At 61.7% G+C, this 20,257-nt stretch carries 18 protein-coding genes and 2 pseudogenes; 10 read left to right on the top strand and 10 right to left on the bottom strand.

The genetic code is table 11. The features are described from left to right. Nucleotides 1-223: 223 nt before the first annotated feature. The 3 genes and pseudogenes from HFO99_RS32725 to HFO99_RS32715 all read right to left on the bottom strand — a co-directional run bounded on the left by HFO99_RS32725 (nucleotide 224) and on the right by HFO99_RS32715 (nucleotide 4,454). Entirely contained in the window at nucleotides 224-1,429 is a 1,206-nt protein-coding gene (locus tag HFO99_RS32725) for an adenylate/guanylate cyclase domain-containing protein (protein WP_222365712.1), read from the bottom strand. Between the two features lie 30 nt (nucleotides 1,430-1,459). Then, nucleotides 1,460-3,069 (bottom strand): annotated as a pseudogene (locus HFO99_RS32720) (MDR family MFS transporter). 98 nt (nucleotides 3,070-3,167) lie between these two features. After that, nucleotides 3,168-4,454, bottom strand: coding sequence for an HlyD family secretion protein (locus HFO99_RS32715; RefSeq protein ID WP_222365711.1), 1,287 nt, complete (start codon nucleotides 4,452-4,454; stop codon nucleotides 3,168-3,170). 138 nt (nucleotides 4,455-4,592) lie between these two features. Between HFO99_RS32715 and HFO99_RS32710 the strand changes: the two are divergent. Beyond that, nucleotides 4,593-5,493: pseudogene (locus HFO99_RS32710) on the top strand (LysR family transcriptional regulator). A gap of 136 nt (nucleotides 5,494-5,629) precedes the next feature. Then, nucleotides 5,630-6,676 (top strand): agmatinase, encoded by a 1,047-nt coding sequence (speB, locus tag HFO99_RS32705; protein WP_222365710.1) that lies wholly within the window; start codon nucleotides 5,630-5,632, stop codon nucleotides 6,674-6,676. A gap of 113 nt (nucleotides 6,677-6,789) precedes the next feature. Here speB and HFO99_RS32700 read toward each other — a convergent pair whose 3' ends face one another. Further along, nucleotides 6,790-7,677: a branched-chain amino acid aminotransferase gene (locus tag HFO99_RS32700; protein WP_222365709.1), complete on the bottom strand. Its 888-nt coding sequence runs from the start codon at nucleotides 7,675-7,677 to the stop codon at nucleotides 6,790-6,792. A gap of 349 nt (nucleotides 7,678-8,026) precedes the next feature. On the opposite strand from HFO99_RS32700, the gene HFO99_RS32695 reads away from it, so the two are divergent. Next, complete coding sequence (locus HFO99_RS32695) at nucleotides 8,027-9,070, top strand: zinc-dependent alcohol dehydrogenase family protein (protein WP_222252615.1); 1,044 nt, start codon at nucleotides 8,027-8,029, stop codon at nucleotides 9,068-9,070. 66 nt (nucleotides 9,071-9,136) lie between these two features. On the opposite strand, the gene HFO99_RS32690 is transcribed toward HFO99_RS32695, so the two are convergent. After that, entirely contained in the window at nucleotides 9,137-9,955 is an 819-nt protein-coding gene (locus HFO99_RS32690; RefSeq protein WP_222365708.1) for a sugar phosphate isomerase/epimerase family protein, read from the bottom strand. Between the two features lie 445 nt (nucleotides 9,956-10,400). On the opposite strand from HFO99_RS32690, the gene HFO99_RS32685 reads away from it, so the two are divergent. After that, a complete protein-coding gene (locus HFO99_RS32685) occupies nucleotides 10,401-10,868 on the top strand; it encodes a cupin domain-containing protein (protein ID WP_222332749.1) in 468 nt (155 codons plus the stop codon). A gap of 54 nt (nucleotides 10,869-10,922) precedes the next feature. Here HFO99_RS32685 and HFO99_RS32680 read toward each other — a convergent pair whose 3' ends face one another. Both HFO99_RS32680 and HFO99_RS32675 read right to left on the bottom strand, forming a co-directional pair. Next, nucleotides 10,923-11,438, bottom strand: a complete 516-nt coding sequence (locus tag HFO99_RS32680) for an AAA family ATPase (protein WP_222332748.1) — start codon at nucleotides 11,436-11,438, stop codon at nucleotides 10,923-10,925. A 74-nt stretch (nucleotides 11,439-11,512) separates the two neighbouring features. Then, nucleotides 11,513-11,752: a GNAT family N-acetyltransferase gene (locus HFO99_RS32675; RefSeq protein WP_261323446.1), complete on the bottom strand. Its 240-nt coding sequence runs from the start codon at nucleotides 11,750-11,752 to the stop codon at nucleotides 11,513-11,515. A 517-nt stretch (nucleotides 11,753-12,269) separates the two neighbouring features. On the opposite strand from HFO99_RS32675, the gene HFO99_RS32670 reads away from it, so the two are divergent. The 3 genes from HFO99_RS32670 (at nucleotide 12,270) to zwf (ending at nucleotide 16,083) form a co-directional block, all read left to right on the top strand. After that, entirely contained in the window at nucleotides 12,270-13,544 is a 1,275-nt protein-coding gene (locus HFO99_RS32670) for a hemolysin family protein (RefSeq protein WP_222332747.1), read from the top strand. Between the two features lie 124 nt (nucleotides 13,545-13,668). Beyond that, the gene (gene tam, locus HFO99_RS32665) at nucleotides 13,669-14,439 is read left to right on the top strand and encodes a trans-aconitate 2-methyltransferase (protein WP_222365707.1); all 771 of its coding nucleotides are present in this window, start codon (nucleotides 13,669-13,671) and stop codon (nucleotides 14,437-14,439) included. Between the two features lie 135 nt (nucleotides 14,440-14,574). Continuing rightward, a complete protein-coding gene (gene zwf / locus HFO99_RS32660; protein WP_222332745.1) occupies nucleotides 14,575-16,083 on the top strand; it encodes a glucose-6-phosphate dehydrogenase in 1,509 nt (502 codons plus the stop codon). A gap of 32 nt (nucleotides 16,084-16,115) precedes the next feature. On the opposite strand, the gene HFO99_RS32655 is transcribed toward zwf, so the two are convergent. After that, nucleotides 16,116-16,457: a hypothetical protein gene (locus HFO99_RS32655; protein WP_222252607.1), complete on the bottom strand. Its 342-nt coding sequence runs from the start codon at nucleotides 16,455-16,457 to the stop codon at nucleotides 16,116-16,118. A gap of 76 nt (nucleotides 16,458-16,533) precedes the next feature. Next, nucleotides 16,534-16,989 (bottom strand): NUDIX hydrolase, encoded by a 456-nt coding sequence (locus tag HFO99_RS32650; RefSeq protein ID WP_222332744.1) that lies wholly within the window; start codon nucleotides 16,987-16,989, stop codon nucleotides 16,534-16,536. 162 nt (nucleotides 16,990-17,151) lie between these two features. On the opposite strand from HFO99_RS32650, the gene HFO99_RS32645 reads away from it, so the two are divergent. Both HFO99_RS32645 and HFO99_RS32640 read left to right on the top strand, forming a co-directional pair. Next, the gene (locus HFO99_RS32645; protein ID WP_064250361.1) at nucleotides 17,152-17,418 is read left to right on the top strand and encodes a type II toxin-antitoxin system ParD family antitoxin; all 267 of its coding nucleotides are present in this window, start codon (nucleotides 17,152-17,154) and stop codon (nucleotides 17,416-17,418) included. A 2-nt stretch (nucleotides 17,419-17,420) separates the two neighbouring features. Then, the gene (locus tag HFO99_RS32640; RefSeq protein WP_222365706.1) at nucleotides 17,421-17,735 is read left to right on the top strand and encodes a type II toxin-antitoxin system RelE/ParE family toxin; all 315 of its coding nucleotides are present in this window, start codon (nucleotides 17,421-17,423) and stop codon (nucleotides 17,733-17,735) included. Nucleotides 17,736-17,872: 137 nt separating this feature from the next. Here HFO99_RS32640 and HFO99_RS32635 read toward each other — a convergent pair whose 3' ends face one another. Beyond that, a complete protein-coding gene (locus HFO99_RS32635) occupies nucleotides 17,873-18,265 on the bottom strand; it encodes a hypothetical protein (protein WP_222365705.1) in 393 nt (130 codons plus the stop codon). A gap of 223 nt (nucleotides 18,266-18,488) precedes the next feature. Here HFO99_RS32635 and HFO99_RS32630 point away from each other — a divergent pair, with 223 nt between their 5' ends. Beyond that, nucleotides 18,489-20,054: a helicase HerA-like C-terminal domain-containing protein gene (locus HFO99_RS32630; RefSeq protein ID WP_222365704.1), complete on the top strand. Its 1,566-nt coding sequence runs from the start codon at nucleotides 18,489-18,491 to the stop codon at nucleotides 20,052-20,054. The last annotated feature ends 203 nt before the right edge of the window (nucleotides 20,055-20,257 follow it).

Below are 20,257 nucleotides of genomic sequence, written 5' to 3'. Positions count from 1 at the left end.
CCCAAGGTTCCTGCAACCACACGGGCCAGATGAAGAGCCGGTTGCGATCCTGCTCCCCACAGTCCCAAACGACTGAGAAGGTGACGATCCGACAACCAGCTTCCGGGCGGGCGGCCACCCGCCCGGAAGCGTTAGTATCCTACATTTTTGTCATCCAAGAAGGTGCCGGCAGGCGGATGAGGGGCGGACCAGAAATCTGGATTCTGCCAGCTGGTGGGCTCGCCTACCGCACAATCGTGAATAGCTCGGCCGGATCGGCAAAACCTTTCAGCCTGTGCGACCCGACCGACACCACATCCCCGGCCCCAGCCTCCTCACGGAACGGCGCCGACATCAGCAAGGCTTCTCCGAGTTCGCTGCAGGCGGTCTGGATGCGGCTGGCCAGGTTGACGTCGCCGCCGATCAGGGTGAAGTCGAGGCGGCGGCCAGAGCCGACATTGCCGTAGCCGACCTCGCCGTAATGCAGGGCGATGCCGGCTTTGATGCTGTTGCCCTCATACTGGAAATGGTCGATCTCATCGAGGATGGCGCGGGCCGATGCCAGGGCCGCGCCGCAGGAGTGACTTGCATCATAGCCCGGGAAGAAGGCGAGCACGGCGTCGCCCATGAACTTCAGCACTTCCCCGCCCTCGCGGGTGATGGCCGGCACGACCCTGTCGAAATAGGCGTTCAGCAAGCCGAGCACGGTGCTGCCGGGCAGCCGGTTCGACAGCTCGGTAAAACCGCGCAGATCGCAGAGCAGCAGGGCCGCCTCCATCGATTCGATCTCGTCGCGGCGCATGCGGCCGGCCAGGATGCGGCTTGCCGTCAGCGGGCCGATATAAGTATCGAGGAGGCTGAGTTCGACCTGGCGCAGAATGCGCAGTTCGCTGGTGTTGCGCAGCGCCGGCAGGATTCGCTCGATCACCTGACGTTCGGAAGCGGTAAAGCCGCCCGCCCGGCACGTGCCGAAGACGGCGGCGCTGACCGGGCCGTCGACATTGCAGAGCGGCGCGATGACGAGCTGCATCAGGCCGCGATCGGCAAAGACATCGATATGCTGCCAACGGCCATGCACGCTTTCGCCGGTATCGACGACCAGCGGCTCGCGGGTTTCCATGACCTTGCGCAGCGGCGTGTTTGAGATGGCGACCCGCGCGCCGTGCTCCCGGTCGTGAATCTCGACGGGCTCGCCCGGCGCCCAGGCGATGGTGCGGCCGATGAACTCGGGATGCAGGGTCATCAGATGCAGGGTCAGACGCTCCACAGGCAGGCCGAGCGCCTGAAGCCGGCGACCAAGGCCGGAGATCAGGCCCGCTTCGTCGAGCGCGTGGCATTCGTCGCCGGAGAGCCATTCGATGATGGAGAGCAGTGCGCCGACACTGACGGCATGGCCGGCTGCCTTGGGTTGGAGTCTGTCGGTATCCGGGGCATAGATCGCTGACGTCATGGCTTTCTCCTCCTTGAGGGCCGCACGGCACTAGTGAGCGCCGCCGCCGGAGAGTTGACCGGGTTTTCTGAGAAGCAGACTTGCAAGCAGGGCGACGACCAGGGCGACACCGAGCAGGAAAAAGGTGTCGCTGAAGGCCATGATATTGGCCTGCTTGCGTATTTTGAGCGCGATGGCGACGACGGCCTTGTGGCTGGCGAGCGCCTGATCGCTGACGCCGTGGCTCATGAAGTAGCCGGTGAGCCTGGCGATACGATCGCGGGTGGCTTCCTCGAAGACCGAGACCGAGTGGGTCAGGATGTTCGAGTGGAACTGCTCGCGCTTCGACAGGAAGGTCTGCAGCGAGGCGATGCCGACGGCGCCGCCGAGATTGCGCATCATGTTGAAAAGCGCGGACGCCGAACCGGCATTCTCCTGCTCGATCCTGCGGTGGCGATCGCCGAGAGGGGCGTGAAGACGAGCGCCTGGCCGATGGCGCGGACGATGTTCGGCCAGAACAGCTGGTCACTGGCATAATCGCCGGTCATGTGCACGTTCATGAAGTTCGAAGCGGCGAAAAGGGCAAAGCCGATGATGATCAGCAGGCGCACATCGAAACGCTTCATCAGCCGCGGCACCAGCGGGATCAACAGCAGCTGCGGGATGCCGGTCCAGGCGAGAACCATGCCGATCTGCTCGGAATTATAGCCCTGGATACGGGTGAGATAGATCGGCAGCACGAAAACCGAGCCATAAAGCGCAATGCCGAGCAGGAAATTGGCGACGATGCCGAAGCCGAAGTTGCGGCGCACCAGCAGGCGGAGGTTCAGCAGCGGATGGGCGGCACGCAGTTCGATAATCAGGAACAGCGTCAGTGAGATGGCGGCGATGACAGACAGGCGGACGATGAAATCGGAGCCGAACCAATCTTCCTTGTTGCCCTCTTCCAGTACCGTCTGCAGGGCCGCCAGGCCGATCGCCATGGTGACGATGCCCGGCCAGTCGCCCTTGGCGAGCAGCTTCAGGTTCATCGGCCCGCGATCGAGCGAAGCCCACAGCATGCCGACCATCAGCGCGCCGGGCACTAGGTTGACGTAGAAGATATATTCCCAGCCCCAGTTCTCGGTGAGGTAACCGCCGATCGTCGGGCCGATCGCCGGCGCGAAGGTGGCCGAAAGAGCAAAGAGGGCAAGGCCGATCGGCTGCTTGGCCTTGGGCAGCAGCGTGATGATGATGGTGAAGGCCATCGGGATCAACACGCCGCCGGAAAAGCCCTGTATGGCGCGCAGGATGATCATCTGCTGCAGGTTGGCCGCGAAAGCGCAGGCAACAGAGAAGACGAGGAAGAGGATGGCGTTAACAAGCAGATAGTTGCGGACCGAAAAGACACGCGCCAGCCAGGCGCTCAAGGGAATGACGACGATCTCGGCGATCAGATAGGAGGTCGAGATCCAGCCGCCGTCATCCGTGCCGGCGCCAATTGCGCCCTGGATATCGGCAAGCGAAGCGTTAACGATCTGGATGTTGAGGACCGCCATGAAGGCGCCGAGCGTCGAACCGACAACGGCTGCCCACATGCGAAGCGGGCTCATGGCGGCAGGTGTCGCGGCGGCGGGGCGCGCAGCCGAATTGCCGTTTGCGGCGATCTGAAGAGTGGCCATGGCTTATCTCCTTCCGGCTCTCGCGGAAAACTTTCTCATGACGGGGTTGGGGTGTTCATTCAGGGAATGATCGGGATAATTGGGCGAAGAAGGGAAGGTCATCCAGCATGGCTGGATAATCCCTCCCCGGCTGTTCCAGGGGCTTGGGCAGGCTCGGTCTCGGCAGCCTTAGTTTGGGCAGCCTTGGTATCGATCTCCGGCTCGACCGACATGCCCGAGCGCAAGAGGCCGCTCAGCGCCTCGTCGTCGATGACGATCTTGACCGGGATGCGCTGGACGATCTTGGTGAAGTTGCCGGTGGCATTGTCCGGCGGCAGCAGCGAGAATTCCAGGCCGCTTGCCGGCGAAACGCTGTCGACATGCCCCTTGATCGAGATATCGGGAAAGCTGTCGACCTTGATTTCGACCGACTGGCCGGGGCTGATATAGGTCAGCTGCGTTTCCTTGAAATTGGCGACGACATAGACGGCATGCAGCGGCACCACCGCCATCAGCTGCGTGCCCGAGGTGACATATTGGCCGACCCGGATAGACCGGGCGCCGACCGTGCCGTCAACGGCGGCGACGATGTCGGTATAGGTGAGGTTGAGCTCTGCCTGATGGGCGGCCGCTGCCGCACGGTCACGCTGGGCGACGGTCTGTTCGCGCTCAGTCTGAAGCACCGGCACCTTATTCTGAGCCGTGACGAGGGCTGCCCGGTCGCGCTCGACGGCGGCAGCGGCCTGGTCGCGGGCCGACTGGGTCTGTTCGGCGCGAGACTGGGTGCCGGCGCCGTTGGTGATCAGGCGGGCCGAGCGGGCGGCATCTGACACGGCAAAATCGAGCGAGGCCTGCGAGGCATCGATCGTCGCCCTCGCCTGCTCGATCACCGATTGCTGCAGCGAGATCTGGGCGTCGATATTGGTGATGGCGGCTTCCGCTGCCTTCACATCGGCCTTCGCCTGCGACAGTGCGGCCTGGAAGTCGCGGTCGTCGATGCGGGCGAGAACCTGGCCGGCCTTGACCGCGTCATTGTCGTTGACCAGCACCTGGCTGATATAGCCGGCGACCTTCGGGGCGACGGTGGTGTAATCGGCCTTCACATAGGCATCGTCGGTGGATTCGATGAAGCGGCCGACCGTCCAGTAGCGGTAGCCGAAATCGCCCCCGAAAGCGACGCCGGCAAGCAGCGCGGCGGCAATGACGGCGCGCTTGACGATGCGGCGGCTGGTCTTTTTGGGAGTTTCCGCAACCGGTGCTTCGGTGGCCGGTGGTTCGGCAGCCGGCGCTTCGGAGATAGGTGTGGGAGCCGCCTCGGCGGAAGGCGCCCTGGCGGCTTCCTCGGCCAGGATCTGCTCGGCCTGCCTCGCACTTTCGAAAACTTGCCTGTGGGGTAACTCGACCATCGTCCTTCTCCTTCACTCGCAGCCTCCTCTCTGAGAGGCCCTGTTCGATGCGAAGGAAAATGCACCCTGACATTCACTTTGATAATCTGCTTAAATCGGGAAGGATCATCAACTCCCAGAGGATAATCCGAGGGCAATATGGATCGGCTGACAAGCCTCACAGTCTTTGGCCGGGTGGTGGAATGCGGTGGTTTTTCCGCCGCCGCGCGCCGGCTCAACATGTCCGTCACCATGGTCGGCAATCACGTGCAATCGCTGGAGGACAGGCTCGGTGTGCGCCTCCTCAACCGCACGACGCGCAAGGTCAGCCTGACGGAAACCGGCAAATATTATTATGAGCGTTCGTCGCAGATCCTGGCCGAACTCGATGAGGCGGACCGGACGGCGGGCGCGCTGAGCACGACGCCGCGCGGCACGCTGAAGGTCTATACCAGCAGCGCCATCGTGCGTTTCCTGCTGCCCGTCGTCAGCGAATATATGGAGCTCTATCCGTCGATCTCACTCGATTTCAGCGTCGGCGAGCGGATGGTCGACATGATCGAGGATGGCTACGACCTGGTGATGCGCACCGTACCGCCGCCGGATTCGTCGCTCGTCGCCCGCAAGCTGACACCCTGGCGCCATATGCTCGTCTGCTCGCCGGCCTATTTCGAGAGCCATCCGCTGCCGAAGACGCCGGCCGAAGTCGCCGATCACAATTGCCTGCAATATGCCTATTACCCCTATGGCGACGAATGGCGCTTCGAGGATGGCGAGGGGAAAAAGGAGAGCGTCAAGATCAGCGGCAACGTCGTCTCCAACAGCGCCGAGATGCTGCGCTTCCTGACGCTGACCGGGCGCGGCATTTTCCTGGCGCCGAGCTTCGTCGTGTTCGACGACATCGCCGAAGGGCGGCTGGTGAATCATGCCGGACTACCGGCCGGTGGAATTCAACATCAACGCCGTCTATCCCAACCGCAGCCATCTGCCGACGAAGGTGCGGCTGTTCATCGACCTCTTGGCGGAGAGATTTGCGGAGCATCGGAAGTGGATGACATGAGGGGCGCAAACCTCGGTGCAAGAGGCTGCCCTTCACGCAATAAAGCTGTCAGGCATAGCCGCAACCATTATCGGCATTGAAGCTGTGAACCGGGCGGCGCGCCGTCAGACTGAATGCAGAAACGAGGGACAAGACCATGGTTGATTTGAAGAAACATCTCGACGATCTGCGCAGGAAATTCGCAGATAGCGCCGAATTTTTCGATCCGCGATTCCGTCGGGTGGCTGAGAAGATTTTCAGGGGCGGCACGCGCGCGGCCCCCTATTCCGGCGTCTCGACGTTTGCGAGCCTACCCTACAAGGAGGTGAATTTCGCCGCTCCCGATTTTGGTGATCTGCAAGTCGCCGTCGTCGGCATCCCGATGGATCTCGGCGTCAGCAACCGGCCGGGATCAAGGTTCGGACCGCGGGCCGTACGCGGCATCGAGCGGATCGGACCCTACCATCACGTTCTGGATTGCGCCCCGGCATATGACCTGCGTGCAGCCGATATCGGCGATGTGCCGTTTGCGAGCCGATATCGCCTGGAGCAATGCCATGAGAATATCGAGGCGGCCATCACAAAGATCGTCGCGGCGGGCGTCATCCCAGTCTCGGTCGGCGGTGATCACTCCATCACGCATCCAATCCTGACAGCGGTCGGGGCGCGGGAGCCGGTCGGTCTTATCCATATCGACGCGCATTGCGATACCGGCGGTCCTTTTGACCAGAGCAAGTTCCACCATGGCGGCCCCATGCGCAACGCCGTGCTGGACGGCGTTCTCGATCCGACCCGCACCGTGCAGATCGGCATCCGAGGTCCCTCCGAATATCTCTGGGAATTCTCCTATGAATCCGGGATGACCGTCATTCATGCCGAGGAGATTTCCGGCATGGGGATTCCGGCCATCATCGAAAAAGCTCGACGCATTGTCGGCGACGGTCCGACCTATCTGTCCTTCGATATCGACAGCCTGGACCCGGCCTTTGCCCCCGGCACCGGAACGCCCGAGCCCGGCGGTCTCACCACCCGGGAAGCACTCGAGCTGCTCCGGGGTCTCAAGGGGATCAATTTCGTCGGTGGTGACGTGGTCGAAGTCGCGCCGCAATATGACAGTACCACCAACACCGCCCAGGCGGGCGCTCAGGTTCTCTTCGAAATTCTAAGCCTGCTGGTGTTCAGTCCATCAGTAAAGGGCCGCTGACATTCCGCGCCGGCGTTTACACTTACCCCGCGCCAGCCCTGCGCTTGCGCTCCGGGCGTTCGTCGTTGCAATCGATTCACTGGATCGATTGCTCCCGCTTTGCGGGACTCTTCTCACTCTTCACTCTCGCTTCTACCGAAGGCCCAGTCCATGTAGAGTTCGAGTGCCTTGCGGGTGACCGGGCCTTCCTGGAGGTCGCGGCCGTCGAGACGGATGACGCCGACGACTTTGGAATAGTTGCCGGTGGTGAAGATCTCGTCGGCCTGCATGAAATCCTCGACGGAGAGCGTTGCTTCGTGCACGTCGAAACCGGCCTTGCGCAGCAGGCCGATGACGCGGGAACGCGTAATGCCGGCGAGGAAGGTGCGGTTGGCGGCCGGTGTCAACACCACGCCGTCCCTGACCATGAAGACATTCGACGAGGCGGTCTCGACGACGTTGCCGTTCAGGTCGCGCACCAGCGCATTGTCGAAACCGCGGCTGCGCGCCTCGGCGATCATGCGGCCGCTGTTTGGATAGAGCGAGCCGGTCTTCGCCTCGGTCATCGCCGTTTCCGGCGACGGGCGCCGATAGGGCGAGACGGTGAGGCTGGTGCCGCCATGGCCGCCCATCGGCGCCTCGAACAGGCAGAGCGCGAAGCGGGTCGAGTCCCCATCAACCGAGACGACGCTGCCCGGCGAACCGTGTTCACCCCAATACATCGGCTTGATGTAGATCGGTGTGGCGCCATCGAATTTCGCGACGCCTTCCCAGGCAAGCGCCGTAATCTCCTCGGCTGATTTCACCGGCTTCAGGCCCATGGCGAGCGCCGAGCGGTTGATGCGCTGGCAGTGCAGGTCGAGATCCGGCGCGATGCCGTCGAACCAGCGGGCGCCGTCGAAGACCGTGGAGCCGAGCCACATGGCATGCGAGGTCGGCCCGATCAGGGGCGGATTGCCGGGGAGCCATTCACCGTCGACATGAGTCCAGGTGGTTGAACGGGGTGTTGTATCGACGGCCATGATGGTTTCCTCCTGAAGCCGGAGAAGGAAAAGCCGCCACGGCTAGCCGGGTCAAGGACAAATCGGGGCAGAAAACGCGGAAGCAAGAAAATGCCGGAAGCGCGCGCGAAGCCGCAATATTCGTGCGCAGTCACACGGGGCTCAGCGATGGGTGCATCAGCAAAAATGATGGAATGGAAGGTTGGAATGGCTACTTGCCACATGCGATGATGGGTGGAACCGCCGCTTAAGAGCGTCGCATCGACTTTGATCCATGCCACGCTCTTAAGCTCTTTTTTATGCATGTCGTTATCCCGGAACCGCTGCACACTTCCGGGCGACATGCATTCGGCAGCAAGGGAAGACGCCGATGAAAGCCATGTTTTACGAAGCCTTCGAACAGGCGCCCGAAATCCGCACCGTTGCCGATCCCAGTCCGGCCGAGGACGGCGTCGTCATATCCGTTGGGGCCAGCGGGCTCTGCCGCAGCGACTGGCACGGCTGGATGGGGCACGACCCGGATATCCGGCTGCCGCATGTGCCGGGACATGAGCTTGCCGGGAGGATCGTCGCCACCGGCCGTGGCGTCATGCGTTTCAAGGTGGGCGACCGGGTGACCGTGCCCTTCGTTTCCGGCTGCGGCCATTGCGGGGAGTGCCATTCCGGCAACCAGCAGGTCTGCCCGAACCAGTTTCAGCCGGGCTTCACCCATTGGGGGTCGTTTGCCGAATATGTGGCGATCGACTATGCCGATACCAATCTGGTGCACCTGCCCGATACGATCGACGATGCGACGGCGGCAAGCCTCGGCTGCCGCTTCGCCACCTCGTTCCGCGCCGTCGCCGACCAGGCGCGCACCGGGCCCGGCGAATGGATCGCCGTGCATGGCTGCGGCGGCGTCGGCCTGTCGGCGATCATGATCGCTACGGCGCTCGGAGCGAATGCGATCGGCATCGACATATCCGAGGAGAAGCTTGCTTTTGCGCGGGAGTGCGGGGCGGTAGCGACCGTCAACGCATCCGGCGTCGCCGACGTGGCGGAGGCGGTGCGCGAGATCACCAAGGGCGGCGCGCATGTCTCGATCGACGCGCTCGGCCATCCCGTCACCTGCTTCAACTCGATCAAGAACCTGCGCCGGCGCGGACGGCATGTTCAGGTGGGGCTGATGCTCGGCGAGCATGCGACACCGCAGATTCCGATGGCGCAGGTGATCGGCCACGAGCTGGAAATCTACGGCAGCCACGGCATGCAGGCCTGGCGCTACGATGCCATGCTGTCGATGCTTTCGGCCGGAAAGATCGCGCCGCAGAAGCTGATCGGACGCCGCATCAGCCTCGAGGAGGCCGTGCCGGCGCTGATGGCGCTCGACAAGGCTGAGGCGACGGGGATCAGTGTGATTACCCGGTTTTCGTGAGGGAGTTCCGCCCTGCCCGCCGGTGGCAAGCACGGGAATGAGGGAGGGCGGGACGAGCAACAGACCCTATTGAGCCACGCCGATCGAGGCGAGAAAAGCTGATGAAGCCGGGATCTTGGACTTATCCTTGATCTCGATGATGAGGCGCGGATCGCTTTCGAGTTTGGCAAGGGCGGCGAAGACGGCATGCCAGCGGATCGTGCCTTCGCCGAGGCTCCAGTGGCGGTCGGCATATCCGTCGGCATCCTGCAGGTGGACATGCTGGAGGCGATTGCCGGCGGCCTTGACGTAATAATCGACCGGCGGCGCACCGGTATAGCCATGGGCATAATGGGCGTGGCCGGTATCGATCGAGACGGCGACGGCAGGCGAGTTGAAGCTTTCGGCAAGCACCACGCGACTATGCGGATCCTTGTCCTCGATGTTCTCGATGACCATGGTGCAGCCGATATCCTCGGCGCGCCTGACGGCATCGCGCAAGGTCATGTGCGTGCGCTCGGCCAAGGCTTCGCGGGCGCCGGCATTGTCGTCGAGATTGTTGTAGGACCAGGACGTATAAGGGCTGTGAATGACCATATGGGTCGCGCCGATCGCGGCGCAGACATCGAGGCCCTGCAGCAGGCGCCGGGTGACGATGGCGCGGATATCGGGATCTTCCGAGGCGATGGTGAAGCCCCAGAACGGGCCGTGAATGCCGAGGCGGCCGCCATGACCGTCGAGAAGCCGCCTGGTGCGGGCGGCAAGCGGCGCCCAGTCGCCGTTCAAAACCTCGGCATCGATGAAGCTCTGCAATTCGAGATCGCGGGACTTTTCGAAGAGCCAGTCACGGTGAAGTTCGACTTCATCGAGCGTCATGGCGGCGCCGACGACGGGAAGAGAGGACATGGATGCGCTCCATCAATGTGAATGCCGGGACGGCGTGGAAGGACGGCCCCAGGGAAGGCCAAGAACGGCCGCCGCGTTCTATGCGCCCCTTCTGTGTCGGCGGTATTACAGGCGCCGAGCCTTTCGAAGCCTTCCGGCCTCCGTCATTTCCGCATAGCTGATGCGGCATTGGCGGGCCTTGCGGAAACGCCCCGAAGTACCGATATCGGTCCCGACAGCCTCGTGACGCAGTGGCGCGCGGGCGGCGCTGAACCCCTGGCAACGGAGCCGTTTGTTCAGCGCTTCGGCCGATACAGCGCGTTTCTTTGAAAGCGTTCGGCGATGTTACCCTCAACAACAGGGCGGGTTGTCAAAGGCGTCGCAAAGGTCTAACGGCTGCGCCCGCAAGAAAAAACCCATAAAAAGAAGCCCTGTAAGAAAAAGCCCGTAAGAAAAAGAAAGAGACATGATGTCCAACTCATTTGTGAAAATGCCTGCGCGCGACGAGGCGAAGCGGTTTTTCGTCCTTGGCGACCGGGTCGAGCGGCGGCTTAGAATCAGCGGAACCTGGCTCAATATCTTCGACGTCACCGTGCCATCAGGCAGCCGAACGCCGAAACATGCGCATGCGAGCCCCGAAGTGTTCCGCATCATCGAGGGACGCCTGACGATCTGGCGCCTGAGCGATAGCGGCCCCGAAGAGATCGAGGCCAGCGCCGGCGACATCGTCACCATCCCTCCCTTCATGGTACACGGCTATTCCAACCGCGGAACTGTCCCCGTGGTCTTTTCCGCGGTCGTCGATCGGGATATGGCTGAGTTCATCGAGGCGGAAGGCACGTCCGAGCCACCGAAGGCCAGCCCTTCGGCGGAAACCATCGTCCGCATGACGGCGGCTGCCAACGCCTACGGGATTACTATCCTCGCGGCGTGAAGGCGTGAGCGTGTGGTGCCGTTTTTCCGACGACATCACGCGTACCTTCGTCGGTTATGCCAGGCTTTTGGCGGGAGGCGATTTCAATCGGCTCACCAGTTCATCCAAAGCGGCATCGACCGTTTTCGAAGCCGTATCGATGACGATTGCATCGTGCCATTCGTCATAGGTTCTTTCGGAAATCGCTTGCCATGTCGGCTTTACCAGACCTTCGACGTCGGTGAGGCGCGTTTCAACACGTTTGCGGTGCTCGGCTTTGTCCGAGCAAACGATCTCGACCTCCGCCGCTGTCGCCCCGGCCGCTTGCGCGACCGAAAGCCATGCTGCCCGGGTTATCCGGAGCGGGTTGACGGAGTCGGCGACAACGGTTCTGCCGAGGGTCAGATTGTCTCCGGCGATGCCGTAAGCCGCGATATAGCCTGCAGGCCCGGCATCATCGGCAATTCCGGAGGCACAGATTGCTTGCTCGATGGTATCGACGCGCACATGGACCGCATTCAAGCGCTCGGCCAAAGCGCGGGCAATCGTCGTCTTTCCACTGCCAGGCAGACCGCCAAAGATAATGAGCATCGTGACCTCGGCGTTGATTGGAGAGGCTCCACGAGAACGTCAGAGCAGCTCGCGGCCAGCGCAATACTTCACTATTAAGGCCCGGTTCGCAATTCCTTAGTCAGCACCGGATTTTCACCACCGGCCTCAACGACGGTCCATCCGAGCGCCCCGTAGAATCCGACGGCGTCTCGCGCCGCATTCACAACCAATCTCTCGACCCCCTGTCGTGATGCGAATTTTTCGAGGCCGGCCATGAGCATCCGCCCGTACCCTTTTCCCTGGCTTTCCGCCCTGATTGCGACAGTTCGCACACACGCCGCCGCATCGTCCATCAGATCGAGGCGAGCCGCACCCACTGCGCCACTTTACCTATGACTGGCTGATCGCCGCGCCTCTTTTAAGACGCGCGAACGCCGTGCTGCTGCCGTTGGCGAAACTGTCACATCAAGACGCTATAAGGATTTTCGCCCGGCGCCTCTTGCGTCGGCACTGTTTCACCGTCAAAATTGCGACATGCCTGACAGCGACCCATCCAGTACAAGCTCCGCCCCTTCCAACCGGGACCTCCCGGCCGAGGAAACAGGCGACCATTGTAGACGGTGCGATGACCTCCGCCTCGCCTCAGGCATATCAAGGCTCCTGCAGAGAGGGCCGTTTCCCAGACCATTTCCGATGACGGGTGGCTTCGGCTCACTTCAGAGCAAGCTGTCTGATGGAACCCGAACTGATGTCAATACGATAATGGAAAGACGACAGGCGACTCGTATATGAGTATGAGAGCGTCCCTTCGAATGCCTCGCCGCTTCGCCTGACGAATGCGGCATTACAACCTCAACGAATAGGGTCCCTGTGTTTCTGGAAATTGGAATTGTGGCGTTTCTCACCATCCTGAATGGTGTGCTCGCCATGTCGGAGTTGGCTGTCGTGTCTTCTCGAACGGCCCGCCTAAAGGTTCTCTCCGACAATGGAAGCAAGGGTGCAGCTCAAGCGATCAAACTGGCCGAAAACCCCGGTCGTTTTCTCTCTACGGTGCAGATCGGCATCACGCTGGTCGGTGTTCTATCCGGCGCTTTCTCAGGGGCCACGCTCGGCGGCCGCCTGAGCGGATGGCTGGAGGCCCAGGGGATGTCATCGACGGCGGCTGATGCCATGGGCGTAGGTTCAGTCGTTGTGGCAATCACATACCTTTCGTTGATCGTCGGCGAACTTGTTCCAAAGCAGATCGCATTGCGAGAACCCGAAGCGGTTGCGGCCAAGGTCGCACCCGCTATGGCGGTACTTTCAAAAATCGCTCTGCCACTCGTGTGGCTTCTAAACGCCTCCGGAAATCTTGTGCTTAAGCTCTTGGGGCAAACAGGAAAAGGTGGCGACAATGTCTCGGACGCGGAGATCAAAACTGTTCTAGCCGAGGCGCAGTCGGCTGGAGTGATCGAAAGCGAAGAGTCCGCGATGATATCAGGTGTCATGCGGCTGGCGGACCGCACTGCCCGAGCGCTTATGACGCCCCGACGGGACGTCGAAATTATTGATATCGACGACAGCCTTGATGAAATTCGAACCCAGTTGCATAGGACGAAACGGTCGCGGTTGCCGGTTCGAAAAGGTAGTTCGGACGAGGTGATCGGCATCCTTTCGGTCAAGGATTTTTACGACGCGATGTCCGAACACGGCAGTGCCGACATCAAGGCTCTGACGCAAGACGTCCCGGTGGTTTCAGACCTTTCAACTGCCATCAATGTTATTGAAGCCATCAGGAAATCGCCCGTTCACATGGTGCTGGTTTTCGACGAATACGGCCATTTCGAGGGGGTTGTTTCGTCAGGTGACATTTTGGAAGCAATCATGGGGGCTCTCCAGGAGGGACCGGTCGATGAACAGGCCATCGCTCGTCGAGACGACGGATCTTATCTCGTGTCGGGCTGGACGCCGATTGACGAGTTCGCTGAATTCTTAAACCTCAGGCTCGATGGCGATCTGGAATATCAGACTGTCGCTGGCCTGGTGTTGGAAGAGTTGAAACATCTGCCGGAGTTGGGCGAGAGCTTCACGAGAGATGGATGGCGCTTCGAAGTCGTCGATCTCGACGGGAGGCGCGTGGACAAAATACTTGTATCGGCTGAGTGAAGATTGGCGGTGCCTTCGTCTCAGGCGACTTCGCCGATGAGGTCGTCAATCTTGACGGCTGCAACATCGACAAGATCCGCATCCGCCACATCGAAGATGTGGCCTGACGGCAGGAGTGAGTATGATGGCATGGTCCGCCAACCAGTATGTGAAATTCGAGGACGAGCGCACACGACCGGCGCGTGACCTTTTGGCACAGGTGCCGTTGCAAAACATTCGTCATGCCATCGATCTCGGCTGCGGCCCGGGCAATTCGACCGAGCTGATCATCGAGCGCTATGGGGCGGAGGGCGTCTCCGGCGTCGATAGCGACATGAACATGCTGGAGGCAGCGCGCAAGCGGCTTCCAAATACTGCCTTCGTCGAGGCCGATCTCACCCGCTGGCAGCCGGCCCAACCCGCCGACCTTTTGTTTGCCAATGCCGTCTTCCAATGGCTTTCCGATCATCTCGAAATCTTCGACCGGCTGATGGACGGGCTTTCCGAAGGCGGCGTGTTGGCCGTGCAGATGCCCGACAATCTCGGCGAACCCTCGCATCTGGCGATGGAGGAAACGGCGCATGCCGGCCCGTGGAAGACTGCCTTCGAGGCAAAGAGCGTGCGCCGCAAGGCGCTACCGCCGCCGTCCACCTATTACTCCAGGCTGATCGCCAAAGCTTCACGCGTCGATATCTGGCACACCGTCTACAATCACCCGATGGCGGATGCGGCGGCGATCGTCGAATGGGTCAAGGGAACCGGGCTGATGCCCTATCTCGCCCATGCCGGCGAAGAGCATCGCGAGGCATTCCTGGCGGCTTACCTCAAGCGGTTGGAAAAGGCCTATCCCAGGATGTCGGACGGGCGGGTGCTGCTGCGGTTTCCGAGGATCTTCATGGTGGCGGTGAAAGGGTAATCGTCCGCCCGCCACCAATGTGACGCGAGCTCAGCCGGTCCGGATGGTGTCAAATGCCTGTTACCCCTCGCCTGCATATGTTGCGGCGAGACCGGCACGCAGTATAGTCGGCCTGAAAATCCAAGGAGATGACACATGGACGCTGCCCCTACCCCGCCGGTCACCCTCGTCATCTTCGGCGCCACGGGAGACCTGACGCGCCGCCTGCTGGTGCCGGCGATCATCAATCTGACGCGCAGCCGCCTCGTCGGCGAGGATCTCCACATTCTCGGCATCGGCATCGAGCCAGGTGACGACGAGTTCCTGCGCGGGCGGCTCGACCAATTCCTCAGCCATCTGAGCGGCGAAGCGCCGACGGTGAAGGACGAGGCCTGGGAAAGCCTGCGCCGGCGCATTTCCTATACGTCCGGGGATTTCAGCAGAGACGATATTTTCCTGGAGATCGGCAGGCGGCTGGGACCGGATGCCAATGCCGCCTTCTATCTCGCCGTGCCGCCGTCCTTCTTCGGCTCGATCGTCGAAAAGCTTGCTGCCCATGGGCTGACTGACGAAAAGGTCGGCACCTTCCGCCGGATCGCCATCGAGAAGCCGTTCGGCACCGATCTCGCCTCGGCGCGGGCGCTCAATGCGCAGATTCTCGCCCAGGTCGAAGAAAGCCAAGTCTACCGGCTCGACCATTTCCTCGGCAAGGAAACGGTGCAGAACCTGATGACTGCACGTTTCGCCAATATGATGATCGAGTCCTTGTGGAACAGCCGCTACATCGACCATGTGCAGATCACCGCCGCCGAGATCGTCGATGTCGGCAGCCGCGGCAAATTCTACGATGCAACCGGCGCGCTGCGCGACATGGTGCCGAACCATCTCTTCCAGCTGCTGGCGATGATCGCCATGGAACCGCCGAACAGCTTCGATGCCGAAGCAATCCGCAACGAGAAGAGCAAGGTGCTGAAGGCGCTGCGCATCTATACGCCGGAGGAGGCAAAGACACATGGCGTGCGGGGCGCCTATGGCGCAGGCCCGCTCAATGGCGCCGAGCTTCCGGCCTATCGCGACACCAAGGACGTCTCGCCCGACAGCAGGACCGAGACTTTCGTGGCGCTGAAACTCTATGCCGATACTTGGCGATGGGCCGGCGTGCCCTTCTATCTCAGAACGGGCAAGGCACTGACGGCGCGCGACACCGAGATCGTCATCACCTTCCAGCCGGTTCCCTTCGCGCAGTTTCGCGAGACCGACGTACAGCGCCGCCTGCCGCCGAACCGGCTGGTGATTCAGGTGCAGCCGGACGAAGGCATGAGCATGGAAATCTCGATCAAGTCGCCGGGGCTTTCGGTCGATACCGTGCCGGTCTCTCTCGATTTCCGCTATGCCGACAAATTCGATATCGCCAAGACGACCGGCTATGAATCACTGCTCTACGATCTCTTCATCGGCGACCAGACGCTGTTCCAGCGCGCCGACGGGATCGAGGCCGGATGGGCGGCGGTGCAGCCCTTCCTCGATATCTGGGCTGGGGATCAGAGCGTGCCCGACGCTTACGCGCCGGGCAGCATGGGACCGGCCTGCGCCGACGAACTGATCCAGCGCGACAAACGGCAGTGGCATGAACTCGGCGTCGTGCTGCACAAAAACGGCAAATAGACGGTTCTTCTTTCCAATCCGAGACAATCCCGTCAGCGGCAGGCGTCGCTTAGCGTACCGTTGCGCTCGGCCGCGCGGTACTGACGCGTTCCGGGCCGTGGGCAAGTGGGCCGATCCGACGGAATGACGACGTTGATATCACCGGTTTCGACTGAATCGAGCGGAATCATGAGTCCGCCGCTGGATTCCGCCCCCGGCACCGTGCCGGGCGGCATACCGCCGAAGCGGCCGCTATAGTCCATATCAGCAAGCGCCTGGGAAAAGGCCGGCGCGGCGAAGCCGAGGAGAATGATCGAGACTGCTGCAAGAAACATACGCATGATGCTATTCCCTATGGTTTCAGCAATGCGACAGAAACAGCAGGACGACCTCATTGTTCCCCGGAAGCGGGGGCGGACGGTCAAAGTTTGGCGATCGGCATATGGCGCCCCAGAGCGAGCGATATCCGGCTCAATCGCGCCAGCGCGACAGCACTCTGTCGAGGCCCGTCGGATAGAGATCGATGCCGGCGTTACGCAGCCTGTCGCGGCCGAACCAGCGCGCTGTCGCCGCCGTCTCGTCGAGTTCGCAGTAGCGGATTTCGTCGCGCTCATAGAGCAATGCATCGGCCAGTTCGATATCGGCAGCGAAGATGAATTCGTGACCGATTGCGCCATGATGTTCGTAGATGTTTTCAAGCAGATGCCAAGGGCCGACGATGCGGATATCGGTCTCGAGTTCCTCCCTGAATTCGCGGTACAGGGCCTCTTCGCGACTCTCGCCGAATTCGATCGCCCCGCCGAGCGGGCGAATGCCCTTGATGCGGCCGCTGTCATCCTCCACTTCGGCGGCGAGCAACTGGTCTTTCCGCCAGGCGAGGCCGATCACCTTCACCCTGATCCGCTGCGATGGGCGCCAGACGGTCATAAGGCTCTCCTTCTTCCAAGGGATAGCCCCTACTTAGCGAGCAGAGGCTGCAAGGCAAGGGCGATCAAAGCAGGGCCGCCGATGATCATGCCAGGTCAGTTTTTGACATCTATTGCCATAAAAGGATGGCTGCCTCATATTCCTGACAACGAAAGGAAAACCATGCCCAACGTCGCGCTCGGGAATCATTACGAAGAATTTGTCCGGAAGCAGTTGGAGTCCGGCCGCTATAACAATGCCAGCGAAGTTGTTCGTGCGGGCCTGCGGCTGCTGGAGGATCATGAGGCGGCCCGCGAGCGCTGGCTCAATGAGGAGATCCCGGCGCGCTATGACGACCTGGTGAACAAGCCGGGCCTTGGCATCCCGGCCGAGACAGTACGCGCCCGCTTTGAAACCAAGCGCCGGATTGACGCGGCGAAAGCCAAGTAGGCATGGCCTACCGCATTATCTATCATCCAAAGGCAGAAGCCGAACTCGACAAGCTCTATGCCGATATCGCCGTTGAGGCGGGAACCGGCATAGCCGGCGACTTCGTCCAAGCATTGATCACCTTCATCGAGTCCCTGGACACGTTCCCGGAGCGGGGCAGTGTGCGGGAAAGCCGGATTCCCGGCTTACGGGTTATCGGCTACCGGCGCAGCGTCAGCGTGGCGTTCTCGGTCAGTGGCGATGACGTCAAAATATTGGGCGTGTTTGCGCGTGGACGTAATATTGCTGACGAGCTCCTGCAAGAGCGAAAACGGTGAGCCTCTTCCGAACGGCAGGTGCAACTCCCCTCAGATTCAGCTTGCCGCGCCGCCGACTGGCCATTTCTTCAAGTGGGACCAGGACAAGATATGATGAGCCTCGCGGCAACACCGCGAAGGCGCTTTCTCGTTATCGCTCAGACGAACTGGCTGAGGCCCGGGACGGAAGCGACGACCTCGTCGACGACCTCTTCGCCGGCATATTGCTTGGCGATCGCGATGGTTTCCTTGGCAAGCGAGGTGATCTCGCCCATGCCGAGGCCTTCGCCCATCAGCTGCTGCCCGAGCCCCATGATGCCGCCGCCGCCGAGCGAGCTCATCAGCCCGCCGAGCAGACCGCCGCCGCCGGTACCTGCGCCGTTGAACTGGGCGACAAGATCGGCGCCGCCGGGGATCGCTTCGATCATCTTGGCAACCGGACCATCGGCGGCCTCGCGCTGCAGGAAGCCGAGCATCATGCCTAGCGCCTTTTCGGCCAGATCAGGCGCAATACCCACGCGATCGGCGATCTGGGTCACAATTTCATTCATCGTCAGCCTCCTATTTTTTGACGTTAACGTCAACGTTAATCGAAATTCGACCGCAACTCAAGCCGGCCCCTCCCCGGGCCGCACTTTGTCCGGTTTCGCTTTCAATGCAAACAGTTGTCCGCATGCGCATGCCTGCTTATAACAGGGAAACGATAGTTCAATGAAGGCGGCAGAAGCACGCCTTCTCATACAATGGCGGCAGAGCCCCAAGGGAGCATTCCGAATGATCGAGGAAGGCAAGATTTTCATCGGCGCGAGCCGCAATCCCGATGACAGCATCAACAAGCCGGAATATCTCGACCTGAAATTCGGCAATCGCCACGGCCTCGTCACCGGCGCTACCGGCACCGGCAAGACGGTGACGCTGCAGGTGCTGGCCGAAGGTTTCTCGCGGGCCGGCGTTCCGGTGTTTGCGGCCGATATCAAGGGCGATCTTTCCGGCATCGCCGCCAGGGGCGAGCCCAAGGATTTCCTGACGAAGCGCGCCGAGCAGATCGGCTTCACCGACTACGAATTCGACCAGTTTCCGGTGATTTTCTGGGATCTGTTCGGCGAGAAGGGCCACCGGGTGCGCACCACCATCGCCGAGATGGGACCGCTGCTGCTTGCCCGGCTGATGGATGCCTCCGAACCGCAGGAAGGCGTCATCAACATCGCCTTCAAGATCGCCGACCAAGGCGGGCTACCGCTGCTCGACCTCAAGGATTTCAGCTCGCTGCTCAACTATATGGGCGAGAACGCCAGCCAACTTTCCAACCAGTACGGGCTGATCTCCAAGGCCTCGGTCGGCTCGATCCAGCGGGCGCTGCTCGTTCTCGAACAGCAGGGCGCCGAGCATTTCTTCGGTGAACCGGCGCTGAAGATTTCCGACATCATGCGCACCAGCAACAACGGCTACGGCCAGATCTCGGTGCTGGCTGCCGACAAGCTGATGATGAACCCGCGGCTTTACGCCACTTTCCTGCTCTGGCTGCTCTCCGAGCTCTTCGAGGAACTGCCCGAAGTGGGCGACCCCGAAAAGCCGAAGCTCGTCTTCTTCTTCGACGAGGCGCACCTGCTCTTCAACGACGCGCCGAAGGTGCTGACCGAACGTGTCGAGCAGGTCGTACGGCTGATTCGTTCCAAGGGCGTCGGCGTCTATTTCGTCACACAGAATCCGCTCGACGTACCGGAAACGGTGCTCGCCCAGCTTGGCAACCGGGCGCAGCATGCGCTTCGCGCCTATTCGCCGCGCGAGCAGAAGGCGGTGAGGACGGCGGCCGATACATTCCGGGCGAACCCGGCCTTCGATTGCGCCACCGTCATCACCAATCTCGGCACCGGCGAGGCGCTCGTCTCGACGCTGGAGGCCAAGGGCGCGCCTTCGATCGTCGAGCGCACGATGATCCGCCCGCCCTCCGGCCGCGTCGGGCCGGTGACCGATGACGAGCGCCGGCAGATCATCGACAAGAGCCCGGTTCTCGGCGTCTATGACGAGGATGTCGACCGCGAATCCGCCTTCGAACTGCTGGCCGCACGGGCGAAGAAGGCGGCCGATGCCGACGCCGCCAAGCGGGCGCAGGATGAAGCAGCACAGCAACAGGGCAACACGACCTCCGGCTGGACCCTGCCGGGCTTCGGCGGCGGCAATGACGACGACCAGCAGGGCCGCGGCCAATCGCGCGGCCGGGCGTCCGGCTATCAGCGCGAAACGGTGGTGGAAGCGGCAATGAAGAGCGTGGCGCGCACGGTGGCAACACAAGTCGGCCGGGCGCTGGTGCGCGGCATCTTGGGGAGCTTGAAGCGCTAGGTCTGCTGACTGCCGTAAGCCCCTCATCCGCCTGCCGGCACCTTCTTGGATGACAAAAATGTAGGATACTAACGCCTCCGGGCGGGTGGCCGCCCGCCCGGAAGCTGGTTGTCGGATCGTCACCTTCTCAGTCGTTTGGGACTGTGGGGAGCAGGATCGCAACCGGCTCTTCATCTGGCCCGTGTGGTTGCAGGAACCTTGGG

This window comes from Rhizobium leguminosarum (genome assembly GCF_019798305.1).
Classification (GTDB): Bacteria; Pseudomonadota; Alphaproteobacteria; order Rhizobiales; family Rhizobiaceae; genus Rhizobium; species Rhizobium leguminosarum_U.
This window is presented reverse-complemented; position numbering and strand designations above follow the sequence as displayed.